This window comes from Acidovorax sp. GW101-11A03, assembly GCF_059424825.1.
Genome location: NZ_JBWKZU010000088.1, coordinates 1 through 15,043 on the forward strand (window position 1 = coordinate 1; position 15,043 = coordinate 15,043).

General features: G+C 66.7%; 12 protein-coding genes and 1 pseudogene. 6 read left to right on the forward strand and 7 right to left on the reverse strand.

Features of this window, described 5'->3' with window-relative positions:
- Positions 1 to 274: 274 nt before the first annotated feature.
- Positions 275 to 1,447 carry a pyridoxal phosphate-dependent aminotransferase gene (locus tag AC07Z7_RS23005; protein WP_494767781.1) on the reverse strand — a complete coding sequence of 391 codons (1,173 nt, stop codon included), beginning with the start codon at positions 1,445 to 1,447 and terminating at the stop codon, positions 275 to 277.
- Positions 1,448 to 1,535: 88 nt separating this feature from the next.
- On the opposite strand from AC07Z7_RS23005, the gene AC07Z7_RS23010 reads away from it, so the two are divergent.
- From AC07Z7_RS23010 to AC07Z7_RS23035, 6 genes are all read left to right on the forward strand, one after another.
- The gene (locus AC07Z7_RS23010; RefSeq protein WP_494767790.1) at positions 1,536 to 2,972 is read left to right on the forward strand and encodes an NAD-dependent succinate-semialdehyde dehydrogenase; all 1,437 of its coding nucleotides are present in this window, start codon (positions 1,536 to 1,538) and stop codon (positions 2,970 to 2,972) included.
- Positions 2,973 to 3,215: 243 nt separating this feature from the next.
- A complete protein-coding gene (locus AC07Z7_RS23015; RefSeq protein ID WP_494767782.1) occupies positions 3,216 to 3,776 on the forward strand; it encodes a MarR family winged helix-turn-helix transcriptional regulator in 561 nt (186 codons plus the stop codon).
- Positions 3,773 to 4,459 (forward strand): GNAT family N-acetyltransferase, encoded by a 687-nt coding sequence (locus tag AC07Z7_RS23020; protein ID WP_494767783.1) that lies wholly within the window; start codon positions 3,773 to 3,775, stop codon positions 4,457 to 4,459. The genes AC07Z7_RS23015 and AC07Z7_RS23020 overlap by 4 nt, the downstream gene beginning before the upstream one ends.
- Positions 4,460 to 4,647: 188 nt before the next feature.
- Complete coding sequence (locus AC07Z7_RS23025; RefSeq protein WP_494767784.1) at positions 4,648 to 5,388, forward strand: hypothetical protein; 741 nt, start codon at positions 4,648 to 4,650, stop codon at positions 5,386 to 5,388.
- A gap of 85 nt (positions 5,389 to 5,473) precedes the next feature.
- Positions 5,474 to 5,896: a hypothetical protein gene (locus tag AC07Z7_RS23030; RefSeq protein ID WP_494767785.1), complete on the forward strand. Its 423-nt coding sequence runs from the start codon at positions 5,474 to 5,476 to the stop codon at positions 5,894 to 5,896.
- Positions 5,893 to 6,291, forward strand: coding sequence for a DUF7668 domain-containing protein (locus AC07Z7_RS23035; protein ID WP_435366987.1), 399 nt, complete (start codon positions 5,893 to 5,895; stop codon positions 6,289 to 6,291). The genes AC07Z7_RS23030 and AC07Z7_RS23035 overlap by 4 nt, the downstream gene beginning before the upstream one ends.
- Before the next feature lie 231 nt (positions 6,292 to 6,522).
- Here AC07Z7_RS23035 and AC07Z7_RS23040 read toward each other — a convergent pair whose 3' ends face one another.
- The 6 genes and pseudogenes from AC07Z7_RS23040 to AC07Z7_RS23065 all read right to left on the reverse strand — a co-directional run.
- The gene (locus AC07Z7_RS23040) at positions 6,523 to 8,700 is read right to left on the reverse strand and encodes a TonB-dependent siderophore receptor (protein ID WP_494767786.1); all 2,178 of its coding nucleotides are present in this window, start codon (positions 8,698 to 8,700) and stop codon (positions 6,523 to 6,525) included.
- A gap of 122 nt (positions 8,701 to 8,822) precedes the next feature.
- Positions 8,823 to 10,955 carry a TonB-dependent siderophore receptor gene (locus AC07Z7_RS23045; RefSeq protein ID WP_494767787.1) on the reverse strand — a complete coding sequence of 711 codons (2,133 nt, stop codon included), beginning with the start codon at positions 10,953 to 10,955 and terminating at the stop codon, positions 8,823 to 8,825.
- Between the two features lie 162 nt (positions 10,956 to 11,117).
- A complete protein-coding gene (locus AC07Z7_RS23050; RefSeq protein WP_094285821.1) occupies positions 11,118 to 11,858 on the reverse strand; it encodes a DUF4198 domain-containing protein in 741 nt (246 codons plus the stop codon).
- Between the two features lie 172 nt (positions 11,859 to 12,030).
- Positions 12,031 to 14,280: a TonB-dependent receptor gene (locus AC07Z7_RS23055; protein WP_494767788.1), complete on the reverse strand. Its 2,250-nt coding sequence runs from the start codon at positions 14,278 to 14,280 to the stop codon at positions 12,031 to 12,033.
- A 28-nt stretch (positions 14,281 to 14,308) separates the two neighbouring features.
- Entirely contained in the window at positions 14,309 to 14,539 is a 231-nt protein-coding gene (locus AC07Z7_RS23060; protein ID WP_494767789.1) for a hypothetical protein, read from the reverse strand.
- Positions 14,536 to 15,043, reverse strand: a pseudogene (locus AC07Z7_RS23065) (PepSY domain-containing protein); the annotation flags it as partial. The gene AC07Z7_RS23060 and the pseudogene AC07Z7_RS23065, both read right to left, overlap by 4 nt.

A 15,043-nucleotide genomic window follows, 5' to 3' on the forward strand; every position in this document is an offset into this window, starting at 1 on the left:
CCAAGGCGAAGTGTTTCCTATGTCTCCGCACACCTGTTTCCCATGTGTCCGGTCTGAACAGGCGACGCGAAAGAAAGGGACTCGCCCGCCGGGGCGACATCCCGGCCTCCGCCCTCAACCCAAGCACGCCGCTCAAACCGGAGAACGAGCTTCCCCCGGCTTCGACAAGCTCAGCCCGAGCGGCAGGAGCAAGACTAACGACTATAAAAACAATAGCTACTACCGCATATTCCACAGGCGCCAGCAGCCAAAAACGTTCAAAAATCCATTTCCATCACCCTTTCAACCACCCCCTCAACCTCTCCACCCCTTCCCCCAACCGCCCCACATCCCGGCTCGCAAAACACCACCGCAACCACCCCGACGCCTCCCCCCCAAACGCACTGCCCGGCGCCAACCCCAACCCCGCCTCCCGCACCAACCGCTTGGCGAGTGGCAAACACTCGTCATGCCCGTCGATGTGGAAGAACGCATACATGCCCCCACGCGGCGTGGCCACCGACACCCCTGGCACATCGGCCAGCAACGGCACCAGCGTGTCCCGGCAGGTCTTCAGATGCGCCACCAGCGCAGGCGTCACCTCCTCCGTGCGCTGCAGCGCCACCGTGGCTGCGCGCTGCACAAACACCGGCGCGCACGAGGTGTTGAACTCGATCAGCTTGCCGACGGCATGCGTCATCGACGGTGGCAGCACCAGCCACCCCAGACGCCAGCCGGTCATCAGAAAACTCTTGGAAAAACTGTGCGTCACGATCAGCCGGTCCTCGGGCTCAGCCACGTCCAGAAAGCTGGGTGCGGCGCCGTTGGCCGTGTCGCCTGCGTAGTACAGCCGCTCATACACCTCGTCCGCCAAAATCCACGTACCCGTGCGGCGGCAGTGCGCCAGGATGGTGGCTTGCTCCTCACGTGTCAGCGTCCAGCCTGTGGGGTTGTTGGGCGCGTTGACCACCAGCAGGCGCGTGCCGGGCGTGATGGCGGCCAGCAGCGCATCCATGTCCAGCTGCCACGCGCCCTCTGCGTCGGCCACCAGCGGCACGGTGCGCACCTGTGCGCCCAGAATGCGTGGCTGCGCCACCAGGTTGGGCCACACGGGGGTCACCAGCACCACCTCGTCGCCCGCGTCCACCAGGGCCTGCACGGCCACCATCAGGCCATTCACGCCGCCGGATGTGACGGCGATGCGGTCGAACCACGCATCGGTGTGTTGCTGCGGGTGCAGTCCATGCATGTAGCCCGCAATCGCGTGGCGCAGCTCAGGCAGGCCCAGGTTGTGGGCGTAAAAGGTTTCGCCCTTTTGCAGCGACGCAATCGCTGCCTCACGGATGAAATCGGGCGTCACCTGGTCGCTCTCGCCAAACCAGAACTTCAGCACATCGCTGCGCCCCAGGCCCTCGTTGGCCACTTCGCGGATGCGCGACTCTTCGAGGCTTTGGACTACTTCTCGCATGCAATCTCCTTGAAATACACAGCCATCATCGCAGGCGTATAGTCGTTTTTTTGATTTTTTCACCACCTTGGCTGACCAACCAACGCTCATGACCTATCCCAACACCCAGCTCTTCATCGCAGGCCAGTGGCAAGACGCCGCTGAAGGCAAGACCCTTGCCGTGTTCAACCCCGCCACGGGCAAGGAAATCGGCCGTGTGGCCCATGCCACCAAGGTGGACCTGGATCGCGCCCTGGATGCAGCGCAAAAAGGCTTTGAAGCCTGGCGTGACATCCCCGCCGCCGAGCGCGCCAAGACCATGCGCCGCGCAGCGGCCCTGATGCGCGAGCGCGCCGAGGCCATTGCCGCCATCATGGTGCAAGAGCAGGGCAAGCCGCTGGCAGAAGCCAAGGTCGAGACCATGGCATCTGCCGACATCATCGAGTGGTTTGCCGACGAATCCCTGCGCGTGTATGGCCGCATCGTGCCCTCGCGCAACCTCAAGGCGCAGCAGATGGTGCTGAAGGACCCGGTGGGCCCCGTGGCCGCGTTCACGCCCTGGAACTTCCCCATCAATCAGGTGGTGCGCAAGCTGGCCGCCGCGCTGGCTGCGGGCTGCTCCATCCTCGTCAAGGCGCCCGAAGAAACCCCCGCCAGCCCGGCCGAGCTGATCCGCGCATTTGCCGACGCGGGCGTGCCCGTGGGCACCGTGGGTCTGGTGTACGGTGACCCGGCTGAAATCTCCAGCTACCTCATCCCGCACCCCATCATCCGCAAGGTCACGTTCACCGGCTCCACGCCCGTGGGCAAGCAGCTGGCCGCGCTGGCCGGCAAGCACATGAAGCGCGTGACCATGGAGCTGGGCGGCCACGCACCGGTCATCGTGGCCGAAGACGCCGATCTGGAACTGGCCATCAAGATCAGCAGCGGCGCCAAGTTCCGCAACGCGGGCCAGGTCTGCATTTCGCCCACGCGCTATCTGGTGCACGAAAGCGTCCGTGCCGACTTTGTGGCCGCGTTTGCCAAGTACGCGCAGGGCCTGAAGGTGGGTGACGGCCTGACGGCGGGCACGCAGATGGGCCCGCTGGCCAACCCGCGCCGCATCACCGCCATGGCCGACTTGCTGGCCGATGCGGTGCAGCAGGGCGCCAAGGTGCTGGCCGGTGGCGAGCGCATTGGCAGCGAAGGCAACTTCTTTGCGCCCACGGTGCTGAACGACGTGCCCTTGTCGGCCCGCATCGTCAACGAAGAACCCTTCGGCCCCGTGGCTGCCGTGCGTGGTTTCACCAAGATCGAGGACGCCATTGCCGAAGCCAACCGCCTGCCGTTTGGCTTGGCCGGCTATGCCTTCACCACGTCGCTGAAGAACGCGCACCTGCTGGCCCAGCGCCTGGAAGTGGGCATGCTCTGGATCAACCAGGCCGCAGCCCCAGCGGCCGAGCTGCCGTTTGGCGGCCTGAAGGACTCGGGCTACGGCTCCGAAGGCGGCCCCGAGGCCATCGAGGCGCACATGAACACGCGCCTGGTGTCGATCATGAACGTGTAAAGCATGCCCCGCCGGGCGGCACGCCTTGGTGCATGCCGCCTGCTTCGAGGGGTGAACAAGGGCCTGCGGGCTGTCTCCCGGGAGTTTTCCGCGAGGCTGCGCGCAGGCCCTTTGCTTTGTTGTGGTGCGGCGGTACGCGCGGGGCTGCTGCAGTACGGCAGGATGCAATGGTGACGTGTGTGGAGGAAGGGTTTGACACAGCCCATTAAAAACATATCATGATATATATCTAGGTGAAAAAACATGATCGAAGACATCGTCAAGGAACTCGGCTTTCTCACCCTCGGCACCCGCTTCAAGCGCATTGGCGAGGCGCTGCAGGCACAAACCCAGGCGCTGCTGACCGAGCACGGCATTGGCATGCCTGCGGCGCACTTCCCGCTGTTGGCCGCGCTGGACTGGCACGGCCCACTGGGGGTGGGCGAGCTGAGCCAGGCCGTGGGCGTGAGCCAGCCCGTGGTCACCCGCTCGCTCAAAGGCCTGGAGGACAGCGGCCTGGTGGTGTCCGAAGCGGTGGAGGGCGACCGGCGCATACGGCGCGTGGCGCTCAGCCCAGAGGGGCAGGCCCTGGTCCAGCGCGCCCAGCGCGAGGTCTGGCCCGTGATCGAAGCCTCGGTGGCCCAGGTGTGTGCACCGCTCGACGGCCCTTTGCTGCAGCAGCTCGCGGCGCTGGAGGTGGGCCTGCAGCGCACCTCGTTGCTGCAGCGCTCGGCAGCCGCGATTGCGAGTGAGCCGCCCCTACGCAAGCGCAAAACCCCCGTCCCCGGAAAACCCGCAAAAAAGACCCAGGAAACCTCACGATGAGCACCACCAACAATCCCTTCGACCGGCCCGTCTGGGCATCCCTGGCCTACGCGCCCCTCCTGGCCGAAGGCGGTGACCAGGCCCGGCGCTACCGGCGCGATGTCAACCTGTTTGCATCCGCCCGGGACGACGGTGACGGCGCCAGCCTGGCGGCCCTGGCCCCGCTGGTGGCCGAGGGCGAGGCCGTGTTTGTGCTGCAAGCCCAGCCCGCCCCCGTGCCCCCCGGCCTGCAGGCCCTGCGCCGCGCCGAGGGTGTGCAGATGCTGACCATGCAGGCGATTGCGCCCGAGCCCGGCAAGGAAGACATCGTGGAGCTGGGCGACGCCGATGCCGCCGAGATGCTCGCCCTGGCCCTGCTCACCGAGCCCGGCCCGTTCCTGCCCCGCACCCACACCATGGGCCGCTTCATCGGCATCCGCGTGGGCGGCCGCCTGGCGGCCATGGCGGGCGAGCGCATGCGCTTTGCGGGCGGCACCGAGGTGAGCGGTGTCTGCACCCACCCGGACTTTCGCGGTCACGGCTTTGCACGCAGGCTGTCATCGGTGGTGGCGCATGCCATCCAGCAGCGGGGCGACCAGGCGTTTTTGCACGCGTGGGCGACGAACACAGCGGCAATTGCCTTGTATGAAAGCCTAGGGTTTCGCATCCGCACCGGGGTGCATGTGGTGGTGCTGGGGCGGTGAAGAATTTTCAGACAAGCAGCATGGTGCTGCAGTTTCTGTTCCGGTGCGTAGGATCGTTACTATTCCGTTCCTGACGGAGGTATCGGCCCATGTTGTTGACGCGACTGCTTGCTCCATGGTTGGCTTTGTTTTGCGCCTTGCCCGCTATCGCGGGCATGGAGAGAGAAAGCCACAGCACCCGTGGCGGATTGTTCTTTGCTTTGCTGCCGCCCGATGCCGAGCGGGTGATGGCACGTTTTGATGACAAGGCCCAGCTGCAGCGGCTGGTGCAGCACTGCAATGCGGACAAGGCGGTGTTTGCATTGCAAGGCGGCGTGAAGTACCAGTGCAAGGCCGAGGTGTTCAAGACCCAGCCCGGCGCCGACGACTGGGACGTGACAGGGGTGACCGTGCAAGGCCCGGCCCGCCAGAGTGAGCGCAGGCAGTACGCGCTGTTTTCGATGGCGCCACCCGCCACGCCCCGGTGGGACGTGCGCAAGATCGACCCTGACCTCCGCACCGAACTGCAGACCTACATCCAGTCCGACACGCGCCGCTTTGGCGCACTGTTGCGCCAACTGAAGTGGGACGATGCCAGGTCGATCCAGCAGCCCCACGACGCCCCCGGCGCGCGCACCACGGTGGTGGTGCCTGGCAAGGTGGTGCGCGACGCGGACGCGTTCTACCAGGCGCAAAGGCACCATGTGTTTGTGCGCAGCAGCCAAGGTGTTTATGCCTACATGGGGGAGGTGCCTGGAACCCCTGAGAGCCATGTCGATATCGATGGCAACGACCTGCCCGGGCTGGTGGTGGAGGAAGGGTGTGATGGCTGGTGCATCAGCCTGTGGCGCCTGACCGGCGGGCTGCGGCAGGTGGGGCGGTTTGGGGGCATTGATGCCGCTGTATGTCTGCTCGGCACCCGCCATGTGGCAGACACTGCCCATCGGTGAAAGTCCCATGCGCCCGGCACATGTCCATTCGGACGCCCCGTCGCTGCCGTAGCATGTCCGCCTGTCCACACACCAGCTGTACCCGATGCCTTCGATAGTACGTGCCACCAGAATTTTTCTGATCTGCGGACTGGCGGCCCATGCCGTGTGGCATGGCTACACCGCCGACCTTGCTGGCGAGACCGCCTGGGGCGGCTATGCCAAAGCGGCCGCCTGTGCTGTTGCCGCTATGGGCCTGTGGCGGGGCGTGATGTGGGGGCTCAGTCTGGCCAGCGTGGTGTGGATGGTCGAGTGCCTGCGCTGGACGATGCGCTACTTCCTCTCTGCTGGCGAGCTGCGCGTGCCATTACTTCTGGACAGTCTTGTGGGTTCACCTATCCCGCTTCCGGTGCACATCGTTCTGGCCCTGGTGTTCGCTGTGGGCATGTTGGCGCCGTTGGTGGTGCTGGGGCGGCGTGGTGAAGGATGGCTCGGGGCAGGGCCTACCAAAAAACCAAAATTCAGATGACCATTAAAAAGCAAGACCTTCAAGTGCCTGCCCTCAGGGATGCGGATTCGGAGCGTCCTATTCCTTCGGCTTGGCGACCGGTCATTTGTGAGATTGTTCGTGCGTTTGTGGGGCGAGACTACGCATTGAGCGTAGGTGTTCCCGGCGTTTCACCTGTGTCGTCTGAGACGGCAGAACATATCGAGAAATACATCCAGCATTACGGAGAGGAATTGGTGGAGCTCCCGGAGGAAACCTGGGATTCCTCCGTGTGCATCTGGATGGGAGTTCGGTGGGATGCGCTGATTGATCTCTGGACGTCTTCCGAGGGAAGAAGTGACCTTGTGCTCAGTCTCAGGGTGTCTGAGGACGGTAGCGGGTTCAAGTTTGATGTCTACATGGTCTACGTACCATAGCGCGTGTCATGCGGGTTCGGGCACGAACGGATTGAGTACTCCCGGACCAGTGCGTTGAACTTCGCCGCGTTCTTGGTAGCCGCCGCAAATCCTCGCAAACAAAGCCCCGGCTCATCGATAAGCCGGGGCTTTTTTTGTTTGCTATTATTTTTATAGCTACTAAGGCTTGTCCATAGCGCGGAGAAGCCCATTCTGGCTTGAATCTCTTCAAGCCAGCATTTTCCAGCAGCCTCAGAACCGGTACGTCGAAGTCAGCGTGTACGTCCGCGCCTGCCCATAGAAGCAATCGCCCCGCGCCAGGCACTGGGTGATGTGCACCTTGTCGGCCAGGTTGACCACGTTGAAGGCCACGCGCCAGTCGCCTGCGTCGTAGGCCACCATCGCATCGGCCAGGGTGGCGGCCGGGGTGCTGATGGCGCTGGTGCCGCTCCATTGTGAGCCGGTGTAGCGCACGCCCGCGCCCACGGTCCAGCCGCCACGGCCTTCGCTGGCAAAGCGGTGGCTCAGCCACGCGGATGCTGTGTGCTTGGGCACGCTGGCGACCGGGGTGCCTTGGTCGCCGGCGTTGCTGCGGCTGATCTTTGCGTCGGTGAAGGCGTAGCCCACGGTGAAGTCCCACTGGCGTGCCAGGCTGGCCTGCACCTCGGCTTCGAAGCCCTTGACCTTGACTTCACCGATCTGCAGGCTGTTGAGCGGGTTGGTTGGGTCGGTGGTCTTGCGGTTCTTCTCGCGCAGCTGGTAGACGGCGGCGAAGGCGCTGATGCCCTGGCCGGGCGGTTGCCACTTCACACCGGCCTCCCACTGCTCGCCACGCTGGGGCTTGAAGGGCACGCCGTAGAAGTTGGCGCCGCCCAGTGGCTGGAAGGATTCGGAATAGCCCGCATACGGGGCCCAGCCGCCGTCCATCTGGTAGGTGACGCCAGCGCGTTTGCTCCAGGCCTTGTCGTTGACGGCAGCGGCGGGGCGGCCTTCGGTGTCGCTCTTGGCGTTGTCATGGCGCAGGCCCAGGGTGGCGGTCCAGCGGCCCCACTTGATCTGGTCCTGGGCGTAGAAGCCCAGCTGGCGCTGCTCGACGCTGGGCACGCGTGCCAGGGCCGATGCCGATGGCGCCGTGAAGTTGCCGTACACGGGGTTGTAGACGTCGATGGCGGGCGCCACGGCGCGCCAGCTTTGCTGGCCCCAGTGGTTGCGCTGCACATCGAGGCCGCCCAGCACTGTGTGCTCGGTTTCACCCCAGCGCAGCTTGCCTTCGACCTGGGTATCCACCAGCAGCATGCGCGCGTTGCCCAGCGTCCACGAGGCGTCGCGCAGCACGGTGCGGTTGTCGGCGTTGAACACGGGGCGTGCGGGGCGGCCCAGTGCGGCATTGGCGGTGAAGCTGGTGTACAGCGTGCGGTAGTCCACGTCGCTCACACTGCGGCGCAGGTTCTGGCGCACGGTCCAGGCGCTGTCGATCTGGTGGCTGAACAGGTAGCCCCAGGAGGTGCTTTCGGAGTTGTAGCGGTCCCAGCCGGGTTCGCTGATGAAGGTGTTGGTGGGGATCTGCCCGTAGCGGTTGGGCAGCTGCGTGCCCTGCCAGGGGAAGAAGCCGATGAGCGAGCCGCTCTTGTCCTTCTGGTGCGTGAGCTGCAGTGTGAGCGAGGTGGCGGCACTGGGCTTCCAGGTGACGGTGGGGGCGATCACCACGCGGTCGTCGCGCACATGGTCCACCTGCGTGTCGCTGTCGCGGCCCACGGCCACCAGGCGGTAGAGCCATTCGCCATCCTGCGTGAGCTTGCCGGTCATGTCGGCGGCGATCTGCTTGCGTGCGTTGCTGCCCAGTTGCACCTGCACTTCGCGCTGCGTTTCGGTCTGCGGGCGCTTGCTGGTGAGGTTGAGCACACCGCCCACGCTGCCCTGGCCATACAACACGGACGAGGGGCCGCGCAGAAACTCGACACGCTCCAGCGTGTACGGGTCGGGCCGGGTGTCGTTCCAGTAGCCTATGAAGCGCACCATGCCATCCAGGTACTGCGTCACATCGCCGCCGCGCGCCTTGAAGGTGTCGCCCCGGCTGTCAAAGTAGTTCGACACCGCCCCGGCCGTGTACGCCGTGACCTGGCGCAGTGTCTGCACGCCCTGGGCCTCCATCTGGTCGCGGGTGATGACGCTGATGGCCTGTGGGGTTTCGATGAGCGGGGTGTCGGTCTTGGTGGCGCTCAGGGCGCGCTTGGCCACAAAGCCGGTGACCGGCGCGGTGGGGTTCTCCTGCTCGGCGCCCGCGCTCACGGTGACGGGGGCGAGGGCTTTTTCTGCCGTGGGGGCGGTTGGGGCAGTGGGTGCGGCCTGCTGCGCATGGGCCGCGCCGCACAGGGCAAGCAGGGCCGCATGTGCGATGGCGGTGCGGCAGACGGTGATGCCAGATTGCATGGTGCTGTTTCTCCGAGGGTCGAAAAAAGGGTTCAGGCCCGCTGGCCAGGCATGGCGTGTCGCGTGCCGGGTTGTGGGTGGGCCGATGGGGCAGCGCGCCGATGCGCCTTGGGCGCCGGTTGTCAGAACGTGTAGTCCAGCGACACCTGCAGGCTGCGGGGCGTGCCCGGCACCACAGCGGCAAAGCCTGCGGCGGTGGTCGATCCGTCCAGGTAGTAGCGGCGGTTGCCCGCGTTTTTCAGGTTGGCCTGTATCCGCACGCCACCCGCAAACTGGTAGCCCACGGCCAGGTCCACCACGGTGTAGCCGGGCAGGCGCCATTGGTTGTCGTTGGCGGTGAACTTGTCGCCCTGGTGCACCAGGCCGCCGCCTACCCACAGACCGGGCAGCTGCGGCAGGCGGTACTGCGTCCACAGCGATGCGGCGCGGCGCGTGGCCAGCCCCACGCGGTGGCCTACGTTGGCACCGGCTACGGTGTCGGCCAGCACCTTGGGGTCGTGGAAGCTCGCGTTGGCCGTCACCGTCCAGCCGGGCGTGATGCGGCCTTGCAGCTCCAGCTCGATGCCCTGGATGCGCTGGCGAGCCGTGAGCACCGAGTAGCCCGGGTGTGCGGGGTCGTTGGCGGGGGCGTTGGTGAACTCCAGGTCAAAGGCGGCCACGGTGGTCATCAGGCGCTGGCCCAGCCATTCCTGCTTCCAGCCCACTTCCAGCTGCTTGCCCTCCGAAGGCGGGGCCGACTGAGAGCCCCACACCAGCGTGCCCGAGTTGGCCTGGAACGAGCGCGCGTGGCTGGCGTAGACCATGCTGCCCGGGCGCGGCTGCCAGGTCAGTGCGGCGCTGGGCTGGGTCTTGCTCAGGTCGGTGACGGGCGTGGTGTAGGCGTCCTTGAAGCGGTCATGGCGCAGGCCCAGCAGCAGGCCGAAGTCGCCCAGCGCCAGGCGGTCTTGCACAAACAGGCCGGTGTTGCGTGCGTCGGTGGACAGGCGGGTCACGCCCGTGGAAGCCACGGGCGGCACCAGGCCCGCGATGGGGTTGTAGAGGTCGATGGTGCCCAGGTTGCCCCGGGTGACTGCGCCGTAGACGCCTGCATTGGCGCGCCAGTCCAGGCCCGCCAGCAACTGGTGCTGCACGGCTCCGGTCTGCAGCTTGGCACGCAGCTCGGCCAGCGCGGTGTCGGCGGTGTATTCCTGCCCCGGCGCCAGCCAGTAGCCGCGCGCCACCTTGCCATTGGTGACGGGGCCCATGGGCGAGGGCAGGTTCACGTTGCGGTGGGTTTCGTTGCGCGAGAGGTGCACGCGGCCTTCGATGCCGTTGGCGAAGCGGTGCTGCAGTTCGGTGGAGTAAAAGCGCAGGCTCCCCTTGGTGTTGAGCCAGCGCTCGCCATAGAACGCGCCCACGGGCAGCACGTCGGCGCTGCGCGGGTTCTTGGGGTCGGGCACGGCCAGGCCCACGGTCGATACGCCCTCGCTGCTCTGGGTCTCGGCCTGCGCGCGCCAGACGGTGTCGGGCGTGATCTGCCACTCCAGGCTGCCCGCCACGCCCTGTTTGCGCGGGGTGTTGCCGTCCACAAAACTGCCGCCCCGGCTGGCGCCGCCGTCCAGGCGGTAGCGCAGCGTGCCGTCGGTGTTGAGCGGGCCCGTCAGATCAAAATCGGCGCTGCGCCAGCCATGGCTGCCTGCGCCGATCTTCACGGTGCGCAGCGGCTCGGCAAGGGGCCGCTTGCTCACATAGTTGATGAGCCCGCCGGGCGCGACCTGGCCAAACTCCAGCGCGGCCGGGCCCTTGATGACTTCCACACGGTCGATGTTGAACAGCGGTGGGTCCAGCAGGTGGGCAAACTTGGCGCCGTCGCGCAGGTAGTTGTAGGTGTTGTTGGCCCACAGCCCCCGGATGGCGAACTGCGAGTACGAGCCGTAGTACTCGCTGCGCGACGACACGCCCGAGGCGTTGCGCAGCACGTCGCGTTCGGTGGTGGCCATCTGCTGCTCCAGCAGCGCGCCGTCGATCACGCTCACGGCGCGCGGTGTCTCCAGCACCGACAGGCCCAGGCGCGAGCTGGCCTGCGCACGGCGTGCGGGTGTGGCGGCGGCGCCAGCGGTGGAGTCCACCACATCCACCTGGCGCAACGAGGGCGCATTGGCAGCGGGGGCAGGGGCGGTGTTGTCGGCCGTGCCCGTCTGTGCCTGGGCCATGCCATACAGAGCCAGCAGCACGGCCTGGGCGACGGCGGTGCGCAGAAGATGATAGTGGATCATTTGCTATTGATTTGGTAGCTTAAAGCCGATATGCAGAGGGCGGAAGGGCCTGTTTTCATTCAAAAAACAGGCGCAGCGCAGCCGCGAAAAGCCTTGACCCGGCAACCCCGCAGGTGGGGTGCAGGTTCCGGGTGTTGCAAGGGCCCCGCTGGGCCCCGCAGATCAGTGGCCCTTGGCGGGCGGCTCGGGCAGCGCGGGCGATGCCATGCCGTCCTTCTGCACAAAGCTCAGCGTGGTCACGTAGCTGGTTTCGCCATACGGCTTGCCCTGCGCCTCACCGGCGGTCTTGTCGCTGTGCTTGACCTCGGCCACGTACTGGCCCTTCCAGGGCAGGGCAAAAGTCACCGTGCCGTCGTCGCCGCTTTGTTCGCCGCGCGACCAGCCCGAGGGCGCCACCATCTCCACCTGCACCTTGGGCAGGGGCGCGCCGTTGAACACCACCTTGAACTCGCCGGGCTTGCCGGTGGGCACCAGGTCCAGAGCCTTGGTGTTGGCCTCGGCCGCCTGGCCCGCGTTGGCCACCCAGCGCGCGGCGGGCACCCACAGCATGGCGGGCTGGTTGCGCTTGCTGCGGTCGATCAGCGGGTAGCTGGCCGTGGCAAACAGCGTCTGTGCATCGGCCTGGGTGGTGTAGCTGAAGGCGTCCTTGCCCAGCTTGCCTTCCAGGCGCTGTGTGCCTGCAGCGCTGCGCTGGTCGAGCGCGGGCGCACCCAGGAACTTGTCGAGCGCACCGGGCGAAGACTCGCGCAGGTTCTCATTGAATTCGCCAAAGTGCAGGCGGGCCTGGCCACCTGCGTTTTCCAGCCACACCTGGTGGGCGTGGGCGCTGGTGACGGCGGTGAGGGACGCGCAGGCAATCAGGGTGGCGAGCAGCGGGGCCTGGAGGCGCAGGGACGAGGACATGGCAGTTTCCTTTCGGTGGTTTCAACAAAAAATGTGCGTGCGCAGGGCGTGCCCGGCCCCGGCGGGGCCAGGGGCAATCCCTGTGCGAAAGAAGTTGGCTGCCTGCGCCCGGTGGTCTGGCGCTGGGTGGCTGGGGCCGGGCGGCTGGCTGAACGGCGCCGACCGGGGTGCGTCAGAAATCGACGCTGGCGCTCAAAGAGAAGGTGCGTGGCGCGCCCACCACCAGGTAGCCCGCGCCGGGGTAGCCGCCCGATGAGGCCCAGTAGTTGCGGTTGGTCGCGTTGTCCACGCGGGCGCGCAGCGTGACCAGGCGGCCCTGCACCTCGGTGAGGTAGCGCACGCCCAGGTCCAGGCGGTTCCAGCCGGGCACGCGCAGCGTGTTGGTGGCGTTGGCATAGACCGCGCCGGTGTGCACCAGGCGGCCATCCACGGCCAAGCCGCTCACGCCGGGCACATCCCATTCGACGCCTACATTGGCCTGCAGCCTGGGCACGCCAATCACGCGGCGGCCGTCGGTGCTGGCGGCGCCGGTGGCGATCTGCTTGGCGTTGAGCCAGGTCAGGCCGCCCAGCAGGCGCAGACCCTTGGTCGCCTCGCCCTGCACGGCCAGCTCGATACCCTGGTGGCGGTCCTTGCCGCTGCTGCCAAAAAGGTTGTCGCTGCCCACGTAGGCACGCGGCTTGATGGTGGAGAACAGCGCCACGCTGCCGCCAAAGCGCCCGCCGTCCCACTTCACGCCCACTTCCTTTTGTTTGGAGACATAGGGCGCCAGCATCTCGCCCCGGTTGGCGGCGGTGCTGGGCGCGGTCTGGCCCTGGCTCAGGCCTTCCACATAGTTGGCGTATACCGACAGGCTTTTGCCCCACTTGTACACCGCCGCCAGCAGCGGGCTGGTGCGGCTTTGGTCGTAGCGGTCGGTCTGCACGGCGGTGCCGTAGGCGTAGTTGGCGATCTCCAGCGACTGGTGGCGCAGGCCCACGGTGAGCAGCAGGCGGTTATCGAGCAGCGACATTGTGTCGCCCATCGCCAGGCTGGTCAGGCGCGTGCTGCCGGTGATGCGCGGGTCGGCCAGGTCGCCGCCCCGGATGGTGTTGGCGCTCAGCGCGGGCAGGGCCGAATACACAGGGCGGTAGAGGTTGGTGGCCTGCGTGTTGCCAAAGTCCATGGCATACGCGTTCTTCTTGTCGGCGCTGAAGTGCGACGCCACTGCCACCCATTCATGCCCCACGCTGCCGGTCTGCAGCCTGCCGCGCAGGCCCAGCTCGCCGGTGTTCACGCTGTCCTTGCGGGTGTTGTCAAAGCGGTAGGTGGTGCCCGTGCCGGTGCTGCTGTTGGCCACCGTGAGGTTGGCCAGCGAATTCGCCTCGGTGCCCCGGCGCGCACCTGCCGCAGCCCAGCCGGTCACGTGGGGCGAGATGTCCCACTCGCCGCGCAGCGTGCCAAAGGTGTCGCGTTCGTTGGAATAGGTCCAGGGCTGCGCAAAGTTGGTGGCGTTGTCGGGTGCGGTGGGCACCTGCGTCGCGGTGGCGTCCAGCGTCACGTTGGTGCGGGTGTTGCGCAGCTTGTGGTCTTGCCAGCCGATGTCGCCCGACAGGCGCACGTCGCGGCTGCGCCAGTCCAGGCCCACGGCCACCAGGCCCAGTTTCACGTCTTCATCGTCCACGCCGGTGCCGCCGCTGTGGGTGGCGGCATTCAAGCGGATGCCGGTGTTGCCGTCGGGCCCGAAGCGGCGGGCCACATCGGCCGCCAGCTGCGTCTGGCCGCCGCTGGCCACGCCAAAGGTCACGCGGTTCAAAGGCTCGTTGGGCGCGCGCTTGGGCAGCAGGTTGATGCTGCCGCCAATGCCGCCGCCGTTGGGGCTGGCACCGTTCAAAAAGGCCGAGGCGCCGCGCAGCACTTCCACGCGCTCGAACAGCTCGGTGGCGATGTACTGGCGCGGCAGCAGGCTGTACAGGCCGTTGTATGCCGTGTCGTCCGACCCGAGCAGGAAGCCGCGAATGAAATACGACTCCTGAAAATTGCCAAAGCCGCGTGCCACACGCACCGTGGGGTCGTTCTGCAGCACGTCGCCCACGCTGCGCGCGTGGCGGTCCTGGATCAGCTCGTTGGTGTAGCTGGTGATGGAAAACGGTGTCTCCATCGCATCCCGCGTGCCCAGCACGCCCGCGCGGCCGCCGCGCGCCACCTGGCCGCCGGGGTAGGCGGGCGACAAACCCTGGGCCGATGCATCGGCGCTGGCGTTCACGGTCACGGTGGACAGGGTCTTGGCTTCGCCCGCAACGGCGGGGGCCGGTGCTTGCTGCGCATGCAGTGCAGGTGCGGCCAGGGCCAGCACCACCACGGCCGCAGCCAGTGCGACAGGGGTGGCAGAAAACGAAGGGCGTATCAGCGGGGCGGTGTATGGGGATGGTGCGGAACGCATGGGGGAGGGGATCAAAGAAACAAGGAACTCAGCGCGGAGCGGAGGAAGACGTGCAGGATGCATGGGCTGCGGCTGCTGCAGCGGATGTGCGGGGCCAGCTGTACCAGCCCATCACTGCCACCGGCACACCCAGCGCCACCCATGACCACCAGTCGCCCCAGGTGTCAGACACCAGGGCCGTGAGCAGCCCCGTGGTGGTGAGCACGCCCATCACAATGGGCCCGCCCCACAGGGTCCAGAAAGGGCTGTGCTTTTTCATGCAGCCCCCTCGGTGGTGCGCGCTGCGCCCGATGCGGGCAATGCGCCGCCCGCAAAGCCGCCGGTGGTGCCGCCTGCAGTTTGTGTTGCGGGGCCTGCCGCCTGCACGCCCTTGCGCAGCCACAGATACAGCCCGCTGCCCAGCACCACGATGGTGGCGATGTCGAGCAGCGCCCAGAGGATCTTCATCGGCATGCCGCCGTAGTCGCCAAAGTGCAGCGGCTGCGACACCAGCAGCACCGTCAGGTACCAAGGCAGCGCAGGCGACGCCGTGACCTGCGCCGTGCGCGCATCCACCAGCACGGGCTTGAGCAGCTTGGAGGTGAGCGGCTCGTTGCCGCGCATAAAAAACGTGTTGTGGTGCGGGCTGGAGAACGCCGTACCCGGGAACGCAATGAACTACAGCTTGGTGCCCGGCGCCTGGGCCTGCGCCACCTCCAATGCCTGCTGCAGCGGCCCCCGCTCGGCAGCGGGCACGGTGGGCTGGCCTTCATAGGGCTTGAGC

What these genes read in the sequence shown, in the direction of transcription:
- AC07Z7_RS23020 (WP_494767783.1), top strand. Translation starts at nt 3,773, where the DNA reads ATGAGCACCACCAACAATCCCTTCGACCGGCCCGTCTGGGCATCCCTG.
- AC07Z7_RS23050 (WP_094285821.1), bottom strand. Translation starts at nt 11,858, where the DNA reads ATGTCCTCGTCCCTGCGCCTCCAGGCCCCGCTGCTCGCCACCCTGATT.
- AC07Z7_RS23055 (WP_494767788.1), bottom strand. Translation starts at nt 14,280, where the DNA reads ATGCGTTCCGCACCATCCCCATACACCGCCCCGCTGATACGCCCTTCG.
- AC07Z7_RS23060 (WP_494767789.1), bottom strand. Translation starts at nt 14,539, where the DNA reads ATGAAAAAGCACAGCCCTTTCTGGACCCTGTGGGGCGGGCCCATTGTG.
- AC07Z7_RS23040 (WP_494767786.1), bottom strand. Translation starts at nt 8,700, where the DNA reads ATGCAATCTGGCATCACCGTCTGCCGCACCGCCATCGCACATGCGGCC.
- AC07Z7_RS23035 (WP_435366987.1), top strand. Translation starts at nt 5,893, where the DNA reads ATGACCATTAAAAAGCAAGACCTTCAAGTGCCTGCCCTCAGGGATGCG.
- AC07Z7_RS23010 (WP_494767790.1), top strand. Translation starts at nt 1,536, where the DNA reads ATGACCTATCCCAACACCCAGCTCTTCATCGCAGGCCAGTGGCAAGAC.
- AC07Z7_RS23045 (WP_494767787.1), bottom strand. Translation starts at nt 10,955, where the DNA reads ATGATCCACTATCATCTTCTGCGCACCGCCGTCGCCCAGGCCGTGCTG.
- AC07Z7_RS23015 (WP_494767782.1), top strand. Translation starts at nt 3,216, where the DNA reads ATGATCGAAGACATCGTCAAGGAACTCGGCTTTCTCACCCTCGGCACC.
- AC07Z7_RS23030 (WP_494767785.1), top strand. Translation starts at nt 5,474, where the DNA reads ATGCCTTCGATAGTACGTGCCACCAGAATTTTTCTGATCTGCGGACTG.
- AC07Z7_RS23005 (WP_494767781.1), bottom strand. Translation starts at nt 1,447, where the DNA reads ATGCGAGAAGTAGTCCAAAGCCTCGAAGAGTCGCGCATCCGCGAAGTG.